The sequence below is a fragment of the Actinomadura parmotrematis genome (genome assembly GCF_019458805.1).
GTDB classification, from domain to species: Bacteria; Actinomycetota; Actinomycetes; order Streptosporangiales; family Streptosporangiaceae; genus Spirillospora; species Spirillospora parmotrematis.
On sequence record NZ_JAIBOA010000005.1, the window covers coordinates 140,254 to 157,190 of the forward strand.

The following is a 16,937-nucleotide window of genomic DNA, read 5'->3' on the forward strand; positions in this document are numbered from 1 at the left end:
TCCGTGAGCACTGCCGATCCCACCGGCGCCGAGCCCACCGACGAGGACCGGAAGAAGGTCCGCTACCCGTTCGAGCGGCACACCCCCGAGTACCGCGGCCGGTTCGAGGAGATCGCCGGCGAGATGCACGCCCGCTGCCCGGTCGCCTGGAGCGACACCTACGGCGGCCACTGGGTCGCGGCCGGCAACCAGGAGGTGTTCGACCTCGCCCGGTCCGCCGAGTACCTGTCCAACGACCACGACGTCAAGGGCGAGCGGCGCGGCTACCAGGGCATCTCCATCCCGCCGCCGACCCGCGCGGGCCGCGGCGGGTTCCTGGAGATGGACCCGCCCGAGCAGCGGCACTACCGGCAGGCGCTGAACCCCTACCTGTCGCCCGCCGCCATCGCCCGCTGGATCCCGGTCATCGACGAGCTGGTCCGCGCCTGCCTGGACGAGCGCATCGAGAGCGGCACGATCGACTTCGTCGACGACCTCGCCAACATCGTCCCGGCCGCGTTCACGCTGGCGATGATGGGCATCCCGCTGAAGAAGTGGACCATCTACAACGAGCCCGCGCACGCCGCGATCTACACGCCGCCGCACTCGCCGGACATGCCGCGCGTCGCCGAACTGCACGGCGCGATGGTCCGCGACCTGTTCGGGCAGCTGCTGGAGATCAAGGCGAACCCGCGGCCCGGCCTCGTCGACGCGCTCGTGCACGCCGAGATCAACGGCGCGAGCCCCACCGACGAGGACCTCATCGGCGTCCTGTCGCTGCTCATCGGCGGCGGGTTCGACACCACGACGGCGCTCACCGCGCACGCCCTGGAGTGGCTGTCGGAGCACCCCGGCGAGCGCGACCGCCTCAGCCGCGAGCGCGACACGCTGCTGAACTCGGCGACCGAGGAGTTCCTGCGCTTCTACACTCCCGCCGTCGGCGACGGCCGGACCATCTCGGCCGACTGCGAGATCGCCGGGACGCGGTTCAAGGAGGGCGACCGGCTCTGGCTGTCGTGGGCGATGGCCAACCGCGACCCGAAGGCGTTCCCCGACCCCAACAGCGTCGACATCGCCCGCAGCGGCAACCGGCACAACAGCTTCGGCCTCGGCATCCACCGCTGCATCGGCTCCAACGTGGCGCGCACCGTCTTCAAGCGGATGATCGTCCAGGTGCTGGACCGGATGCCGGACTTCCGCTGCGACCCTGCCGGCGCGGTGCACTACGAGACGATCGGCGTCATCAACGGCATGCAGCACCTGCCGGCCGTCTTCACCCCCGGCGAGCGGATCGGCGCGGGCCTCGACGAGACCCTGGACGCCCTGCAGCGGGTCTGCGACGAGCAGCGGCTCGCCGAGCCCGTCACCGTCCACCGGTCCCGCGCGAAGCTCGCCGAGTGAGTTCCGCCGACGGCGGCGCGGGCCGCCCGCTGCCCGAACTGACCGCCGAGAACGCGTTCTTCTGGACGGCGGGCGAGGACGGGCGGCTCCGCTTCCAGGAGTGCGCCGCCTGCGCGGCGCTGATCCATCCGCCCCAGCCGGTCTGCCGCCACTGCCGCGGCGGCCGGCTCGGGGTGCGGGAGGTGTCGGGCCGCGGGACGCTCGTGTCCTTCACCCTCAACGAGCGCTTCGCGCTGCCCGGCCTGCCTGCTCCTTATGTGGTGGCGCGGGTCGCGATCGACGAGGACCCGCGGGTCCGGCTCACCACCAACGTCGTCGGCTGCGACCCCGGCGACCTCGAACTCGGCATGCCGGTCGAGGTCGTCTTCGAGCGGCACGAGGACGTCTGGCTGCCGTTGTTCCGCCCGGTCCCGGGCGGGGAACCGCGCCCGCTGCCGCCCGACGGTCCCGAGCCCGAGGACGTGGCGCGGCACGTCCGGCCCATGGCCACGGCGGACAAGTTCGAGGACAGGGTCGCCCTCACCGGCGCCGGCGCGTCCGAGATCGGCCGCCGCCTCATGCGGCCGCCCCTCGCACTCACCGTGGAGGCGTGCGCGGCGGCCGTCGCCGACGCCGGCCTGACCATGGACGACATCGACGGCCTCGCCACCTACCCGGGCGCCGGCCCGTTCGGCGGGTTCGGCGAGGGCGGCGTGACGGCGCTGGAGGCCGCCCTCGGGCTCCGGCCGACCTGGCACAACGGCGGGGCCGAGACCTTCGGGCCGGGCGGCTCGCTGATCGCGGCGATGCTGGCGGTCGCGGGCGGCCTGGCCCGGCACGTCCTCTGCTTCCGCACGGTGTGGGAGGCCACCTACAACGCGCTCGCCCGCGAAGGGAAGATCGCCGCGTCGCCGCCGGCCCGCGTCGGCGCCGGGCAGAGCTGGACGATGCCGTTCGGGGCGACGTCGGCGGCCCACTCCCTCGCCCAGAACGCGCAGCGGCACTTCCACCGCTACGGCACCACGCGCGAGACGCTCGGGTGGATCGCCCTCAACCAGCGTGCGAACGCCGCTCTCAACCCCGCCGCCGTCTACCGCGATCCGCTCACGATGGACGACTACCTGACGGCCCGGCCCATCACCGCCCCGTTCGGGCTGTACGACTGCGACGTGCCCTGCGACGGCGCCGTCGCGGTCGTGGTGTCCTCCCGCGAGGCCGCCCGCGACCTGGACCGGCCGCCCGTCCTCGTCGAGGCGGTCGGCACCCAGATCGTCGAGCGGCTCGAATGGGACCAGAGCACCTCCACGCACGAGCCGCAGGTCCTCGGCCAGGCCGCCCACCTGTGGACGCGGACGTCGCTGCGCCCCGACGACGTCGACGTGGCCGAGCTGTACGACGGCTTCACCCTCAACTGCCTGTCGTGGATCGAGGCGCTCGGGTTCTGCGGCATCGGCGAGGCCAAGGACTTCCTGGACGGCGGCAAGAACATCGCCCGCGACGGGGTCCTGCCGCTCAACACCCACGGCGGCCAGCTCTCGCACGGCCGCACGCACGGCATGGGCCTGGTGCACGAGGCCGTCGTCCAGCTGCGCGGCGAGGCCGGGGACCGGCAGGTGCCGGGCGCGCGCGTCGCGGTCGTCAGCAGTGGCGGGCTCACGCCGAGCGGCGCCATCCTGCTCCGCACGGACACTTGAACGGGCCGCGCTCGCGGCGGGACGAAGGAGGACGACATGGCGGACGCCGGGGACGTGGCGCTGCTGCTGGTCCGGGTGGTCGTGGGCGTGACGATGGCCGCGCACGGCTACAACCACTGGCGGGGCGGCGGCCGCATCGCGGGCACCGCGGGCTGGTTCGAGGGCCTCGGGCTGCGGCACGGGACGCTGCAGGCGTGGACGAGCGTCGTCACCGAGATCGGCGCCGGCCTGCTGCTCTCGGTCGGGCTGCTGACGCCGCTGGCGTGCGCGGCGATCGTGTCGGTGATGCTGGTGGCGGGGCTGCTCGCGCACCGGCCGAACGGGTTCTTCGTGTTCAAGGAGGGCTACGAGTACGTCCTCGTCCTCTCCGTGGTGTGCGTCGCGGTGGCGATGCTCGGGCCGGGCGGGCTGTCGGTGGACGACGCCGCCGGCATCGTGGTGGACGGCTGGGCGGGCGGCGCGGTCGCGGCCGGCGTCGCGGTGGTCGCGACGGCGGGCCTGCTCGCGGCGTTCTGGCGGCCGCGGGTCACCGAGAAGGAGAGCGAGAGCGCCGGCGTTCCGGGGTGACCGCGGTCTGGGGCCTGTCGATGCGCAGCGGGCGCCAGGCGACGAGCGGGCGCACGGGTGCGAGGGTGCGGGCCTTCCAGCAGCCGGTCCAGACGCCTGCGCCGTAGGCGACGTCGTCGGCGATCGACCCGAGCGCGTACCGGGCGGGACCGAGGTCGGGACGGCGCTCCCGCCACGTGTTGAAGGCCGGGCCGAGCAGCAGGGACGCGGCGGCGAGGCGCCGCCGGCGGCCGCCCGCGACGATCAGTGCGGCGAGGGCGGGGGCGGCGAACTGGGTGGCGTAGCGGCCCGTCCCCAGCCACGTCTGGCGGACGGCGTCCAGCATCGCGCGGGGCGTGCCCTCGGTGGGGACGCCCGCCTGCCGCAGCGTCCGGAGCATGACGAGGTTGGAGGCGCCGAAGGCGGCCGCCGCCGCGAAGGGCCGTCCGGCCAGCAGCGCGGCGACCGTCACGGCGGGCCAGGGGTGCAGGACGAGCGGCGGGACCGCGCCGGGATGGCGCTGCGCGAGCGGCGCCACGGACGTGCCGTAGCGGAAGCGCCGTTCCAGCAACCCGCGCCAGGTGGGGGGTTCGTGATGGCCGACCCGCACGGCGGGGTCGTAACGGATGCGCCAGCCCTGCTCGTGCAGGCGCCACACCAGGTCGACGTCCTCGCCGACGCGCATCGCGGCGTCGAACACCGCGCCGTCGCGGGCGACGGCGGTGAGAGCGGCGGCCCGCGCGACGAGTGCGGCGGTCGGTACATAGGAGATTCGCGTTCTCGGTACGACGCGGCCGGGTTGCCCGCCGAGGCCGAGGCTCTCGTTGGCTCGTGCGAAGCGGCCTGCTCCGGTGCCGTCGGCGCGGGCGGTGATGCAGGGGGCGACGGCGGCGACGGCGGGGTCGGCGAAGTGGGCGGCGAGGCGGTCGGCCCAGCCGGGCGGGGGGACGCAGTCGCTGTCGATGAACGCGACGAGGTCGCTGGTCACCGCTTCCAGGGCGGTGTCGCGGGCGGCGCCGGGGCCGCCGTTGACGGGCCGCCGGATGAGCGTCGCTCCGTGCCGGTGGACGGCGCGGGCGACGGCGTCGGGATCGCGGGAGCCGTCGTCGACGACGATGACGAGGTGGCGGCCGCCGAGGGCGGTGAGGCAGCGGTCGAGCAGGACGGGCCGGTCGCGGACGGGGATGACGACGGTGAGGTCGGTGCGGCGATCGGGGCCGGGGGGCGGCACGGGGTGCGCCAGTCCGGCGTCGGTGAGGCGGCGGGCGAGGGCGCCGGCGGCGGGCGAGGCGACGGGGCCGGTCTCCAGCTCGCACCAGGCGGCGCGGCCGGCGGCGGTGAGGCGGAGGACGCGGGCGGGCGACCCGCCGAACAGCAGTTCGTCGGTGAGCTGCCGGGCGCCGTCGTCCAGGGTGATCGCGAAACCGTCGGGCAGCGGCGGCGGGCGGCGCGTCACAGGGATGGTCGTCACAGGGACAGTCCCGCGTCCACCGGTACGACGGCCCCGGTCATGCCGCCGGACGCCGGGCTCGCCAGGAAGGCGAGGACGGCGGCGACCTCGGCCGGGTCCAGCAGGCGTCCCAGAGGTTGTTGCGCGGCGAAGGCGGTGGCGGTGGGCAGGCCGTAGAGGCGTGCGCTCTCGGCGAGGATCGAGGTTTCGGTCGAACCGGGGCTGACGGCGTTGGCGGTCACTCCCGAGGCACCGAGTTCGACGGCCAGCGCCCGTATCAGGCCGGTGACACCGGCCTTGGCGGCGCAGTAGGCGGCCAGCATGGGCAGGCCGCGGGTCGCGGCGGCGGACGCGACGGCGAGGAACCGTCCGGCGCGCGGCAGCGGTGCCCGCAGCAGGGCGGGAACGGCGGCGCGGGCGAGATTGAGGACGCCGCCGAGGTCGACGTCCAGGACGGTCTGCTCCTGTTCGGCAGGGACCTCCCAGAGCGGTGCCCCGCCCGCGATGACCCCTGCGGCAGCGATCGCGGCGTCGAGCCTGCCCCACTGGCGTTCGGCCTCCTCGACGCATGCGCGCAGCGCGTCGGCGTCGCGCACGTCGGCGGCGACTGCCTGGACCATGCCGGGGCGTCCGGCGAGGCGGTCGGCCTCCTTGACGACGGCGGTGAGGTCGGCTTCGGAGGCCATCGGGTACGGGAGGGCGGGGTCGTCGGCGGCGAGGTCCACGGCCATGACAGCCCAACCCTGCGCGGTGAGCGCGAGGGTGGTCGCGGCGCCGATGCCGCGGGCGGCGCCGGTGACCACGGCGACGCGCGTCATCGGTCCACCGCCTGCGCGACCAGGTCTTCCACGGCGTGCCGGAGGAGGCGGTCGCCCTCGCGGGCGCAGGCTCCCGCCGGGTCGCCGAGGACGCCGTTGGGCGTGACGGGCCGCAGGCCCTCGGTGCGGAGCCGTGGCATGAGGTCGGCGAGGGGCGCGGTGTTGCCCGCAGCGGCCCGGTCCAGGTGGACGCGGTGCGGGGCGAGGGCCAGCATGACGGAGGTCTCGGTGCGTCCGGCGTGCGCGTCGCCGCCCCAGCGCGGCGACCAGGCGGCGACGTCGTGGCCTTCGTCGCGGACGCGCCGCACCGCGCTCGTGACGGCGCGCGTGTTGCCGCCGTGCGCGTTGACCAGCAGGACGCGGGGGAACGTCGCGGCGGCCGAGCGCAGCAGGTGCATGAGGAGCAGCCCGGCGGTCTCGTGCCCGATGGACAGCGTGCCGGGGAACCCGCGGTGCTCGTCGCTGGCGCCGTAGGCGACGGGCGGCGCGACGACGACGCGGGGGACGCGCGCGGCGAGGCCGTCGGCGAGGGCGACGGCGATGTCGGTGTCGGTGCTGAGGGGCAGGTGCGGGCCGTGTTGTTCGGTGGCGCCGACGGGGATGACGAGAATCGCGTTCTCGATGGCGGCGGCGGTGTCCGGGGAGGCGAGGTGGGCGAGCCGCGTCACCGCTCCCCCCGGCCGCGCCTCATTCCGGGGCCCCGAGGGTGCGGGTGAAGCCGGGCGGGACGAGGACGTCGTCGGGGGTGAGGTCGTGCACCGACGCGCGGCCGAGGCCGAGCAGCGTCGAGTCGATGCCGTTGCGCAGGATGTCCAGGACGTTCTCCACGCCCGCCTGCCCGTTGGCGGCGAGTCCCCACAGGTAGGCGCGGCCGATGAGAACGGCCCTCGCGCCCAGCGCGAGGGCCTTCACGACGTCGCCGCCGCGGCGGATCCCCCCGTCGAGCAGGACCTCGACCTGGTCGCCGACGGCCGCGGCGACGGCGGGCAGCGCGCGGATCGTCGCGGGCGTCCCGTCGAGGTTGTTGCCCCCGTGGTTGGACACCGAGATCGCGGACGCGCCGGCATCCACGGCGCGCTTGGCGTCGTCGACGCGGATGACGCCCTTCAGCAGGAACGGGCCGCCCCATTCCTTGCGCATCCAGGCGACGTCGTCCCAGCTCGGCGGCGCGGTCTGCATCCACTGCCCGTAGGCGCCGAAGAACGTCGGCGCGGTCTCGCCGGGCGCGGCCAGGTTGGGGGTGGTGAGGTCGGGCAGGGTGCGGCGGCGCGCCCAGTCGAGCAGCCAGCGCGGCCTCGCCAGCACGGCGGGCGCGAGGCGCGCGGCCTCTTTGAAGTCCAGCGACTCGGGGATGCGGGGGCTGCCCCAGTCGCGGCCGTGGGAGAACGACCAGTCCAGGGTGACGATGAGGCCGCGCGCGCCGGCGGCGCGGGCGCGTTCCATCTGGCGGAGCATGAAGTCCTTGTCGCCCATCCAGTACATCTGGAAGAACGTCTGCGGGTTGGCCGCGACGACCTCCTCGACGGGCTTGCTGGAGAACGAACTGACGCCGATCGCGGTGCCGCGCGCGGCGGCGGCGCGGGCGACGGCGACCTCGCCGTCGGGGTGGACGGCCTGCACGCCGGTCGGGGAGATGACGACGGGCAGCGAGATCGGCTCGCCGAGGACGGTCGTGGCGAGGCCGCGCTCGGCGGCCGAGCCGGCGACGTGCGGCGCGAAGCCGAGCTCGGCGAACGCCTCGGTGTTGCCGCGGTAGGTGACGCCGCGCTCCGAGCCGGCGAGGAGCGCCCCGTACACCGGCGCGGGCAGCCGCTTGCGGGCGCGCCGCTGGGCCTCGGCGACCGTCTCGAACCATCCGCCGTCACCCATGCAGGACCTCCTCGGTGCGCATCCCCGCGAGCGGGCTCTCGTCGCAGAAGGGCGCCGGGCGGGTCGCCGGCATCCCGAGCATGACCGGCGCGCCCCGGACGGGGCCGCGGTGCGAATGGTCGCCGCTCGGCCGCGGCGTCGCGGCTGGGTCGGCGGTGGCGAGCGCCGCCTCGCCCCGTCCCTTGACGCATTCAGGGTCGGGGCCGTCCAGGGGCAGGCCGGTGAAGAACTTGGCCGCCATGCAGCCGCCGCGGCAGGTGTCGTAGGCCGAGCAGCTAGTGCAGGCGCCGCCGGTCTGCGGGCGGCGCAGGTCCAGGAACAGCGGGGACGTGCGCCAGACGCCGGCGAAGCCGCCCTCGTCGCGGACGTTGCCGGCCAGGAACTCGTCGTGGATCGCGAACGGGCAGGCGTAGACGTCGCCGACCGGGTCGATGAGGCAGACGACGCGGCCCGCACCGCACAGGTTCAGGCCGGGCAGCGGGTCGCCGCAGGCCGACAGGTGGAAGAACGAGTCGCCGGTGAGGACGTTCTCGCCGTGGCGGGTCAGCCAGTGGTACAGGTCGCGCTGCTGGTCCGCGGTCGGGTGCAGCTCGTGCCAGACGTCGGCGCCGCGCCCCGACGGGCGCAGCCGCGTCAGCCTGAGCTGCGCGCCGTACCGGTCGGCGAGGGCCTTGAAGGCGTCGAGCTGGGGGACGTTCTGGCGGGTGGCGACGACCGACACCTTGAAGCCGCGGACGCCTGCCGAGGAGAGCCGTTCCATGGCGCGGAGGGCCGTGGCGTAGGAGCCGGTGCCGCGCACGGCGTCGTTGACGTCGGCGGTCGCGCCGTCCAGGGAGATCTGCACGTCCACGTAGTCGCTCGCGGCGAGCCGCCGCGCCGCGTCCGGCGTGATCTTGACGCCGTTGGTGGAGAACTTCACCCCGACGCGGTGGGCGGTGGCGTGCTCGACGAGTTCCCAGAAGTCGGGGCGCACGGTCGGCTCGCCGCCGCCGATGTTGACGTAGAAGACCTGCATGCGCTCCAGCTCGTCGATGACCGCCGCGCACTCGGCGGTGCTCAGCTCCCGCGGGTCGCGGCGGCCCGAGCTGGACAGGCAGTGCACGCACGCCAGGTTGCAGGCGTAGGTGAGCTCCCAGGTCAGGCAGATGGGAGCGTCCAACCCGAGCTGAAAGTGATCGACCAGACGCCCCGTCCCCGCCGAAGCACCACCAGCAGCCCCCATACCCTCCGGGGCGGCGCCCGTGGACCCCGCGCTTGGCGGCCTCGCACCCGCCGGCACGGTGCCGGCGAACCCGGTACTCGGCTCAACGATGCTCGTGGCGGCACCAACAAGTTCGGCGCCGACCGGGGCGGTATCGGCGGCTCCAGCGCTCACCGCAGCGGTCCCAGCGGGCCCCGTGCGCGCAGACGCTGCGCTGGCCGGGACGGCGCTGACGGGCTCGCCACTCGCCGGAGTGGTACTGCCTGCAGCGAAGCCGACGGCCCCGGTGCTTGCCGAAGTTGCGCTGGCTGGGGCGGTACCGGCAGGCCCAACGCCGGCGGACGCTGCGCTCGCCGGGGCAGTCTTCGCCGGAACGTCGCCCGTGAGGGCGATGCCGGTCGGGGCGACGCCGGTCGGGGCGACGCCGGCAGGGGCGACGCCGGCGGGCCCGATGCCGCTGGGGGCGATATCGGTGAGGGCGGCGACGGCGGGGGCGTTACCGGGGGTGGTGGGGGTGGTCGTCATGGGGACTCCTCGCGCTTGACGATCATGTGGGAGGTGGCGAGGGTCGTGAGCGCCGCTCGGTAGCGGGGCAGGGCGGTGTCCGGGACGCCGGCGGCGCGGCAGGCGGCGCGGGCGTCCGGGCGGCCCGCCAGTTCGCGGACCACCGCGAGCAGCGCCGGGTCCTTCAGGAACGACAGGCGGCGCGTTCCGAAGTGGTAGAGCAGGGCGCCGAAACGCTCGGGGCGGACGGCGACCTGGGGATGCAGCCGCCAGGCGGCGTCCAGGTCGAAGCCGGGACCGGCGGCGGTGCTGGGCGGCGGGACCGGCATCGGCGGGCGCCTAGTAGACGCCGCACATGCCGTCGATGGAGACCTCCTCCACGAGCAGGTCCTCCTCGACGACGTCCGGCGGGGCGGGCTGCTCGGCGGGGGCGGCGGGCTCGGCCGCCCGGGCTGCGCTGTCCATGCGTGCTCCTGCTCTGCGAAGGTGAATGAGACTCTAACTCGCCAATAAAGAGAATGCTACTCTCAAGCTCTGGTCCCGTTCTCCCGTGAGGAGCTGTGATGCGCGTCGGCTTCATCGGCCTCGGCAGCCAGGGCGGCCCCATGGCCCGGCGGATCGTCGAGGCGGGGCACCCCACCACGCTGTGGGCGCGGCGCCCTGCCACGTTGGAGGCGTTCGCCGGCACCGCGGCGGCCGTGGCCGCGTCGCCGGCCGAGCTGGGAGCGGCGAGCGACATCGTCTGCGTGTGCGTCGTGGACGACGCCGGTGTCGAGGAGGTCGTGTCCGGTCCGGACGGCGTGCTGGACGGGCTCGCCGAAGGCGGCACGGTCATCGTGCACAGCACCGTCCACCCCGACACCCCGCGCAGGCTGGCGGAACGTGGGGCCGCGCGCGGCGTCTCCGTCCTGGACGCGCCGGTGAGCGGCGGCGGTCCGGCGGCCGAGCAGGGGCGGCTGCTGGTGATGGTGGGCGGCGACGCCGACGTGCTGGAGCGCTGCCGTCCGGTGCTCGCCGCGCACGCCGATCCGATCGTGCACTTGGGGCCGCTCGGCGCCGGGCAGGTCGCCAAGCTCCTCAACAATGTCCTGTTCACCGCCAATCTCGGCGCCGCGGCCGGAACGGTGGCGCTCGGTCGCGAGCTCGGCGTGGACGCGGCGCGGCTCGCCGAGGTCATCGCGCACGGGAGCGGTGCCAGCTTCGCGCTGGATCGGGTGAGCGCGGCGGGCGGCACCCTGGACCGCATCGCCGCCCACGCCGGGGCGCTGCTCCGCAAGGACGTGGGGCTCATCGCCTCGCTCGCCGGGCCGGCCGCGAAGGCCCCCGGAGGCGTGGTCGGCGCGGCCACCGACATCCTCGCCCTGATGGACGCGCGGCCGGTCACCGGTACCGACGGCCGCCGATGAGCGTGGCGCGCACGTGATCGGCCGACGGCCCGGCCAGGGCTGCGGCGAGCGGGACGCGCAGGACGACGAGGTCGGCGGCTCCCCCGGGACGCACGCGCCGGACGGCCCCGCCCGGATCGCCGGGCGGACTCAGGTAAGCGGCGAGAGCGGTCTTGGACGCGACCGCCTCGCTGGGAGACACGGGCTCACCGGCCGCCGTCCGGCGTTCGACGGCCGCGCGCATGACGCCCCAGGGGTCGAGCGGGCCGTAAGGCGCGTCGCTGGACAGCCCGACGGAGATCCCGGCCTGGACGAGCGAGGCGTGCCGGTACAGATCGGGCAGGTCGGCGGGCGGCACGTCGCGCAGGTAGTCGTCCCCGCGGTCGGCGATGAAACCGGGCTGGGTGACGACCCGCAGGCCGCGCTGTGCGAGGTCGCCGCGCAGCTCGTCCGGCACGAGCGCGGCGTGCTCGACGCGGTCGCCGGGGCGGATGCCGGTGATGGCGAGGGTGGCGAGCAGCAGGGCGAGGGCCTCGCGGCTGACGCAGTGGACGGCGACGGCGCGCCCCCGCGCGTGCGCCTCTTCGATGCGGTCGGCGAGTTCGCCGAGCTCGGGCATTCCGGAGTCGGCGAGCACGATCTTGTAGGGGCCCGCGGTGATCCGCGGGTGTCCGGCCCTCTCCCCCAGGGGCAGGCCGAGCAGATGCGCGCGCTGGGGAATGGCGCGGTCGCGGACGGCTGCGGTGAGCGAGGCGAGGGCCTCGGCGGACAGGTCCGGCGTCGCGTCGGTGACGGCGGTGACGCCGTACCGCGCGAGCTCCCGCCCCACCGCGGCGAGGTCGGGCGCCGGGGACGGCGGGAGGCGAGTGCGCAGCCAGCCGTCGGCGCGCCAGAGCCGCCCGGTCGGCGCGCCGTCACCGTCGCGCTCGATGCCGGGATGGTCGGCGCCGGCCAGACCCGCAGCGGCCACGGCGGCGCTGTTCAGGGTCCAGAGCGCACCGCTGCGGTGCTGGACGCGAACCGGCCGGTCGGCGCGGAACGCGTCGAGCAGGGCGGCGTCGAGGTCGCCCGCGACGCTCTCGAAATAACCGACACCGCGAATCCAGCCGTGCTCGTCCGGAACGGCGGCGCGCAGGGCGGCGGCGAGGGCGTCCGGTGTGCTCACCGCAGGCGGCCCGCAGTTCAGGGACCGCTGCCAGGCTGCGAGGGCGTGCAGGTGCAGATGGTGATCGCAGAGTCCGGGAAGCAGCGCGTTCCCTTCGCAGTCCAGCACCTCCTCCCCTGCGGCGCGCCGCAGGGCGGGCCCGACCTCGACGATTCGCGCACCGCGAACCCGCACGTCGCACCGGGCCCTGCCGTCGAGTTCGGCGTCACGCAGGAGCAGCCCGCTCACGGCGTCGGCGTCCCGAGCACGCACATCGCGCCAGGTCGTCCGGCCGGGCTCGGCGCTGCGTGGGACAAGATCACTCATGGCGGCAGCGTCCGAGCAGGTGCGTCGCGCGGGTCGTCCGGCCGAGTTCGGAGTCGCTCGGGGCTAGGTCGGTCATGGCGACGGCGTCCCGGGCACGCGCGTCGTCTCGGCACGTTCGACCGGGTTCGGCCCTGTGCGGGACAAGGTCAACCCTGGCGGCAGCGTTCTGGGCACGCGCGTCGCGTCGGGTCCTCCGACCAGATTCGGGCTTGCGCGGGGCAGTGGCGGTCGTGGCGACGGCGTCCTGGGCAAGCGCGTCGTCTCGGGACGTTCGGCCGGGTTCGGAGGTGCGTGGGGCAGTGGTGGTCGTGGCGACGGTGTCCTGGGCACGTGCGTTGTCTTGGGGTGTTCGGTTGGGTTCGGTGGTGGGCGGAAGGTCGGTCATGGGAGGGGGATTCTCAGTTCTTGGAGCACTTCAGTGGTGTCGCGGCCGGAGAGTGGAGCTTCGCCGCTCGGCGCGCGGGGGCTGGGTGGGGCAGAAGGAAGTGGGGGGCTCGGGTTCGTTGCCGGGCCGTCGAGCGTGGCCGCGATGACGTCGGCCATGGCGATGTCGAGCAGGGTTCCGGGAGGTACGGACGCGGCCAGGGCGGCGGCGGTAACGCCGGTGAGCGGGTCGGCGATGGCGTCACCCGCGAACAGCGGCGTTCCGTCGATGTCACGGCAGACGAGGCCGGAAGCGGCGGCCACGTCGTCGCCGAAGCCGACGCGGTCGGCGGCACGGCCGTACGCGGTGATGGAGATCCAGGTGGTGCCGGTCGCAGTGCTCGCGGCGGCGTTCAGGCCGAAGCGGGCGAGGGCTCGAGGTCGGGACGCTTCGATGACGATGTCGGCGGCGGCGACGAGCGCTGCCATCGCTTTCCTGCCGCCGCTGGTGGTGGGGGCCAGGACGACCGAGCGGTGACCCGCGTGCAGCAGCCGATAGAAGTCGGGGTTCCCGCGCCTGGCGCCGTCGGGCCGGTCGGGCGTCTCGACCTTCACGACCCGCGCTCCGGCCAGCCCCAGCAGGTGGGCGCAGAGCGGGCCCGCCCACAGAGCGCTGAAATCGACCACCAGAGCGTCCCGTACGGAGCGTCCTGTCCCCTGTCTTTCGAGCGGAGACTTCGCTTGGCGGGGGTTGACGGGGCCTGCGGCCAAGCCGAGCAGTTCGGCTCGTTCGGCCAGTTCCGCGCCGGTGTGGTCGCGCAGCCAGGCGGTAACCGGGGGCCATGGGTCCGCGCCGACGGGAGTGCCGACGAGGGCTCCCAGCAGTGCCGGATCGTCGGGACGAGCGCAGGAGACGGCGGCCCAGCCGTCCGCCGTCGGCAGCAGGCGGCAGGCGCCGCCGACCGACGTCCGTCCTCGGCGCCCGCAGCCGGTGAAGGCGGCGCGTTCGGACAGCAGGCGCGCCCCGTCCAAGCGTGCGAGAACGGCGCTCTCGGTGGATGCGGCGAGGCTGCGGAGCGCCTGTCGCGCGGCGGTCGCGCCGCTGCCGGGTGGAAGCAGGGGCGGCCCGTCGCCGCGTCCGGACAGTGCCGCCACCCCGCTCTCCGCCCAAGCGGCCGCGTCCTCTTCCGCATCCATCAGGCTCCTCGCGAAAGGTTCAGGTAACTGGGATGGCCGAGCTTCGGCGTAAACCCGTGACCGCTCGGGCAGGTTGTGCGGCGCTTCCACGCATCTCTGCGGCCGATCTTGCAGGGGAGGTGCTCACTACCGAGACGCTCGGGAGCACTGGGCTTCCACGCGAACCTATGGCCGGCCTTGCAGACGGTGCGCTGCTTCCGTATATCGCCGTGGGTGACCCGGCGCGCAGGGTGCTCGCTGCCAACGTGCTCGGGAGTGCTGCGCCTCCGCGCATCCTTAGGGCTGGCCTGACGTACGGTGTGCTGATTTCGTGCGTCGCCGTGGGCGACCCGGCGAACAGGGTGCACGTTATGACGTGTTCGGGGGTGCTGAGTCTGCGCGCGGCTTGGCGGACGGGATGTTGATTCCGCGTATTTCCGTGGCCGATCTGGCGGACGGGGCGCTCGCTGCCGATGTGCTCGGGGGGCCGGTGCCTGATCCGCTCGCCGTGGTCGATCTCGATGGCGACCACGATGCGCGGACCGTCGAGTCGGCCGCTCGCCGGGCCGAGGAGACGGATCGGGTGCTGGTGGGGGTGACGGTCGGAACGCCGCCGCCAAGCCTCGCCCGCGCCATGGATCTGTCCCTGGGCGGCGCACCGGCCTCCGCGTCCCGGTACGTCGTCGCCGTTCCCGACGTCGGCGCGGCGCTCGGTCTGATCGCCGGTACCGCTCGGAAGAACCCGCAGGCTGCCCTGGTGTTGCGCCGGGTGCTGCGCACGACGGGCGAGCTGCCCGTTCCGGCCGCGCTGGACGTGGAGTCGTTCGCCTACTCCACGCTGCTCGGCGGTGCCGAGTTCGCGCGCTGGCTTGAAGCGCGCGGGCAGCGTCCGGCGCCGCCCGAGGCCGCCGAGCCCGTCCTGATCGGCCGCGCTGGGGACCGGCTGCGCGTCACCCTCAACCGTCCCGAACGCCGCAACGCCTACGGCCGGCATCTGCGCGACGCGCTCACCGACGCGCTGCGCGTCGCCCTGCTCGACCCCCAGATCTCCCGGGTCGACCTGGACGGCGCCGGGCCGGCGTTCTGCTCCGGCGGCGACCTGGACGAGTTCGGCACCGCCCCCGACCTGGCCACCGCGCATTTCCTCCGCACCCGCGCCGGGGCGGCGATGCTGCTGCACCGGCTCGCCGAGCAGGGCAGGACCGTTCACGCCTTCGTCCATGGGCCCTGCGTCGGCGCGGGCATCGAGTTGCCCGCGTTCGCGCATCGCGTTACCGCCCGCGCGGATGCCGCTTTCCGGCTGCCCGAGATCGCCATGGGCCTCATTCCCGGCGCGGGCGGCACCGTCGGCGTCCCGAGGCGCATCGGCCGATGGCGCACCGCTCACCTCGCTCTCACCGGGCAGGCCATCGATGCCCGCACCGCCGCGTGCTGGGGGTTGGTGGACGCGGTCCGCGCCTGACGGCCGCGTCACCGCGTCCGCGTTCCCGCTCCGCTCGGCACGGCGCTCAACGCGTCGCCCAGCGCACCGAGGTCGCCGCCCAGTTCGGCGACGGCCCGCCGGACGACGGCGATGTCCTTGCCGAGGAAGCCGCCCACCGACGTGGTGAACGCCTCGACCGAGCCCCGCGCCGCGGCCCCGGCGAGCGCCCGGCTCGCGCCGCTCCCGTGCGGGAGGGCGCCGAGCAGCGTGCGCTCGTCCACGCCCAGCCGCGTCCCGAGGCGGACGGCCTCGGCCAGCAGCCCGATGTGGGCGGCGAAGAGCGCGTTGTTGACCAGCTTCACCCGCACGCCCGTCCCCGCCGGACCGACGTGCAGCACGGGATCGCCGTAAGCCTCCAGCGCGGGCCGCACCCGCTCCATCGCCGTGTCCGGCCCGCCGGCGAACACCGTCAGCCGCCCGGCGGCGATGTCGTGCGGGCCGCCGCTGACCGCGGCGTCCACCACGTCGATGCCGCGCGGCCCTGCGCGCTCGGCGACGTCGGCGACCGTCCCGGGGCTCACGGTCGTGTGCAGGACGACGACCGAACCGGGCGGCATCTCCTCCAGTACGGGCCCGGAGAGGCACACGTCCCGCACCTGCTCGTCGGTGAAGACGCACACCAGCACGGCGTCGGCTCCGGTGGCGACGGGCGCGGCCTCACTGAACGACGTGACGCCTTCCTGCTCAAGCGCGTGTCGGGCCGCGTCCGACCGCGCGAGCGCCCGGACGTCGTGCCCCGCAGCGCAGAGTTGCCGCACCATCGGGAGGCCCATCCGCCCGGCACCCACGAATCCCAAGCGCACAGGATCTCCCTTGGACGGCATCAACGATCTCGAATGAAGAGAATCATATTCTCATCTTTCTGCCAGGGGAATGCATGATCGGCGGGGTCGGCGGCTTGACCTTGACACGATGGCAGGTACTTCACTGTGCCGAGGAGGTGGGACCGATGACCGTGCAGGACCAGGACACGATGCGGGCTCTCCGGGGGCTCGAGCACAGCGACGCGTCGGTGCGGCTGCGCGCCGCGATGGCGGTCGGGACGGAGCCGGGCCCGCAGTTCGTCGACAAGCTCATCGAGCGGTGCGGGGTCGAGCCCGAGTTCTTCGTGCGGGACATGCTGACGTGGGCGCTCACCCGCCACCCGGCGGCGACGACGGTCCCGAGGCTGGTCGGCGAGCTGCGCTCGGAGCACGCGCAGGCGCGGAGCCAGGCGCTGCACACGCTGTCCAAGATCGGGGACCGGCGGGCGTGGCCGGCGATCACGCGGGCGCTGCTGACCGACGCCGCCGACGAGGTGGCGCGGAGCGCCTGGCGGGCGGCGGTCGTGCTCGTTCCCGAAGGCGAGGAGCCCGAGCTGGCCGCGGTGCTGGCGACGCAGCTCGGTCGTGGCGGCCGGGAGACGCAGCTGAGCCTCAGCCGGGCGCTGACGGCGCTCGGCGAGGTGATCGTGCCGGTGCTGCGCGCCGCGTCGGCGGCTCCCGACCCCGGTGTGCGCGCGCACGCGATGGCCACCGAGCGGCTGCTGCGCGACCCCGACGCCGGATTCGAGTCCGCGATCGAGGAGGCGAAGCGGCTGATGGCCCTCGGCACCGCCGGGCGGGAGGGATGACGGGCG

16 protein-coding genes are annotated in these 16,937 nt (G+C 74.7%); 6 read left to right on the forward strand and 10 right to left on the reverse strand.

The window, feature by feature from the left end; translation table 11 throughout:
- The first annotated feature begins 3 nt into the window (after positions 1-3).
- The 3 genes from K1Y72_RS37075 to K1Y72_RS09940 are packed head-to-tail and all read left to right on the forward strand — an operon-like array spanning position 4 to position 3,620.
- Positions 4-1,380, forward strand: a complete 1,377-nt coding sequence (locus K1Y72_RS37075; RefSeq protein WP_220165400.1) for a cytochrome P450 — start codon at positions 4-6, stop codon at positions 1,378-1,380.
- Positions 1,377-3,053 carry a thiolase C-terminal domain-containing protein gene (locus K1Y72_RS09935; protein WP_220165401.1) on the forward strand — a complete coding sequence of 559 codons (1,677 nt, stop codon included), beginning with the start codon at positions 1,377-1,379 and terminating at the stop codon, positions 3,051-3,053. The genes K1Y72_RS37075 and K1Y72_RS09935 overlap by 4 nt, the downstream gene beginning before the upstream one ends.
- Positions 3,054-3,089: 36 nt before the next feature.
- A complete protein-coding gene (locus K1Y72_RS09940) occupies positions 3,090-3,620 on the forward strand; it encodes a DoxX family protein (protein ID WP_220165402.1) in 531 nt (176 codons plus the stop codon).
- On the opposite strand, the gene mftF is transcribed toward K1Y72_RS09940, so the two are convergent.
- From mftF to mftA, 7 genes are all read right to left on the reverse strand, one after another.
- A complete protein-coding gene (gene mftF, locus K1Y72_RS09945; protein WP_220165403.1) occupies positions 3,580-5,070 on the reverse strand; it encodes a mycofactocin biosynthesis glycosyltransferase MftF in 1,491 nt (496 codons plus the stop codon). The genes K1Y72_RS09940 and mftF overlap by 41 nt on opposite strands.
- Entirely contained in the window at positions 5,067-5,867 is an 801-nt protein-coding gene (locus K1Y72_RS09950) for a mycofactocin-coupled SDR family oxidoreductase (RefSeq protein ID WP_220165406.1), read from the reverse strand. The genes mftF and K1Y72_RS09950 overlap by 4 nt, the downstream gene beginning before the upstream one ends.
- A complete protein-coding gene (mftE, locus tag K1Y72_RS09955; RefSeq protein WP_220165408.1) occupies positions 5,864-6,535 on the reverse strand; it encodes a mycofactocin biosynthesis peptidyl-dipeptidase MftE in 672 nt (223 codons plus the stop codon). Before mftE ends, K1Y72_RS09950 begins: the two co-directional genes overlap by 4 nt.
- 19 nt (positions 6,536-6,554) lie before the next feature.
- Positions 6,555-7,736, reverse strand: a complete 1,182-nt coding sequence (gene mftD / locus K1Y72_RS09960; RefSeq protein ID WP_220165410.1) for a pre-mycofactocin synthase MftD — start codon at positions 7,734-7,736, stop codon at positions 6,555-6,557.
- On the reverse strand, positions 7,729-8,958 hold the full coding sequence (mftC, locus tag K1Y72_RS09965; RefSeq protein WP_220165412.1) for a mycofactocin radical SAM maturase: 1,230 nt from the start codon (positions 8,956-8,958) through the stop codon (positions 7,729-7,731). Before mftC ends, mftD begins: the two co-directional genes overlap by 8 nt.
- A 500-nt stretch (positions 8,959-9,458) precedes the next feature.
- The gene (gene mftB / locus K1Y72_RS09970; RefSeq protein ID WP_220165414.1) at positions 9,459-9,770 is read right to left on the reverse strand and encodes a mycofactocin biosynthesis chaperone MftB; all 312 of its coding nucleotides are present in this window, start codon (positions 9,768-9,770) and stop codon (positions 9,459-9,461) included.
- 10 nt (positions 9,771-9,780) lie between these two features.
- Positions 9,781-9,906, reverse strand: coding sequence for a mycofactocin precursor MftA (mftA, locus tag K1Y72_RS09975; protein ID WP_220165416.1), 126 nt, complete (start codon positions 9,904-9,906; stop codon positions 9,781-9,783).
- 98 nt (positions 9,907-10,004) lie between these two features.
- Between mftA and K1Y72_RS09980 the strand changes: the two genes are divergently transcribed.
- A complete protein-coding gene (locus K1Y72_RS09980; RefSeq protein ID WP_220165417.1) occupies positions 10,005-10,847 on the forward strand; it encodes an NAD(P)-dependent oxidoreductase in 843 nt (280 codons plus the stop codon).
- Here K1Y72_RS09980 and K1Y72_RS09985 read toward each other — a convergent pair.
- Complete coding sequence (locus K1Y72_RS09985) at positions 10,822-12,297, reverse strand: amidohydrolase family protein (protein WP_220165418.1); 1,476 nt, start codon at positions 12,295-12,297, stop codon at positions 10,822-10,824. The two genes, K1Y72_RS09980 and K1Y72_RS09985, sit on opposite strands and share 26 nt — an antisense overlap.
- A 381-nt stretch (positions 12,298-12,678) precedes the next feature.
- Positions 12,679-13,857 carry a CoA transferase gene (locus K1Y72_RS09990; RefSeq protein ID WP_220165419.1) on the reverse strand — a complete coding sequence of 393 codons (1,179 nt, stop codon included), beginning with the start codon at positions 13,855-13,857 and terminating at the stop codon, positions 12,679-12,681.
- Between the two features lie 418 nt (positions 13,858-14,275).
- On the opposite strand from K1Y72_RS09990, the gene K1Y72_RS09995 reads away from it, so the two are divergent.
- Positions 14,276-15,298: an enoyl-CoA hydratase/isomerase family protein gene (locus K1Y72_RS09995; protein ID WP_220165420.1), complete on the forward strand. Its 1,023-nt coding sequence runs from the start codon at positions 14,276-14,278 to the stop codon at positions 15,296-15,298.
- Between the two features lie 8 nt (positions 15,299-15,306).
- Here K1Y72_RS09995 and K1Y72_RS10000 read toward each other — a convergent pair whose 3' ends face one another.
- Positions 15,307-16,107 carry an NAD(P)-dependent oxidoreductase gene (locus K1Y72_RS10000; RefSeq protein WP_308286999.1) on the reverse strand — a complete coding sequence of 267 codons (801 nt, stop codon included), beginning with the start codon at positions 16,105-16,107 and terminating at the stop codon, positions 15,307-15,309.
- Between the two features lie 161 nt (positions 16,108-16,268).
- On the opposite strand from K1Y72_RS10000, the gene K1Y72_RS10005 reads away from it, so the two are divergent.
- On the forward strand, positions 16,269-16,931 hold the full coding sequence (locus tag K1Y72_RS10005) for a HEAT repeat domain-containing protein (RefSeq protein WP_220165422.1): 663 nt from the start codon (positions 16,269-16,271) through the stop codon (positions 16,929-16,931).
- Positions 16,932-16,937 lie beyond the last annotated feature (6 nt).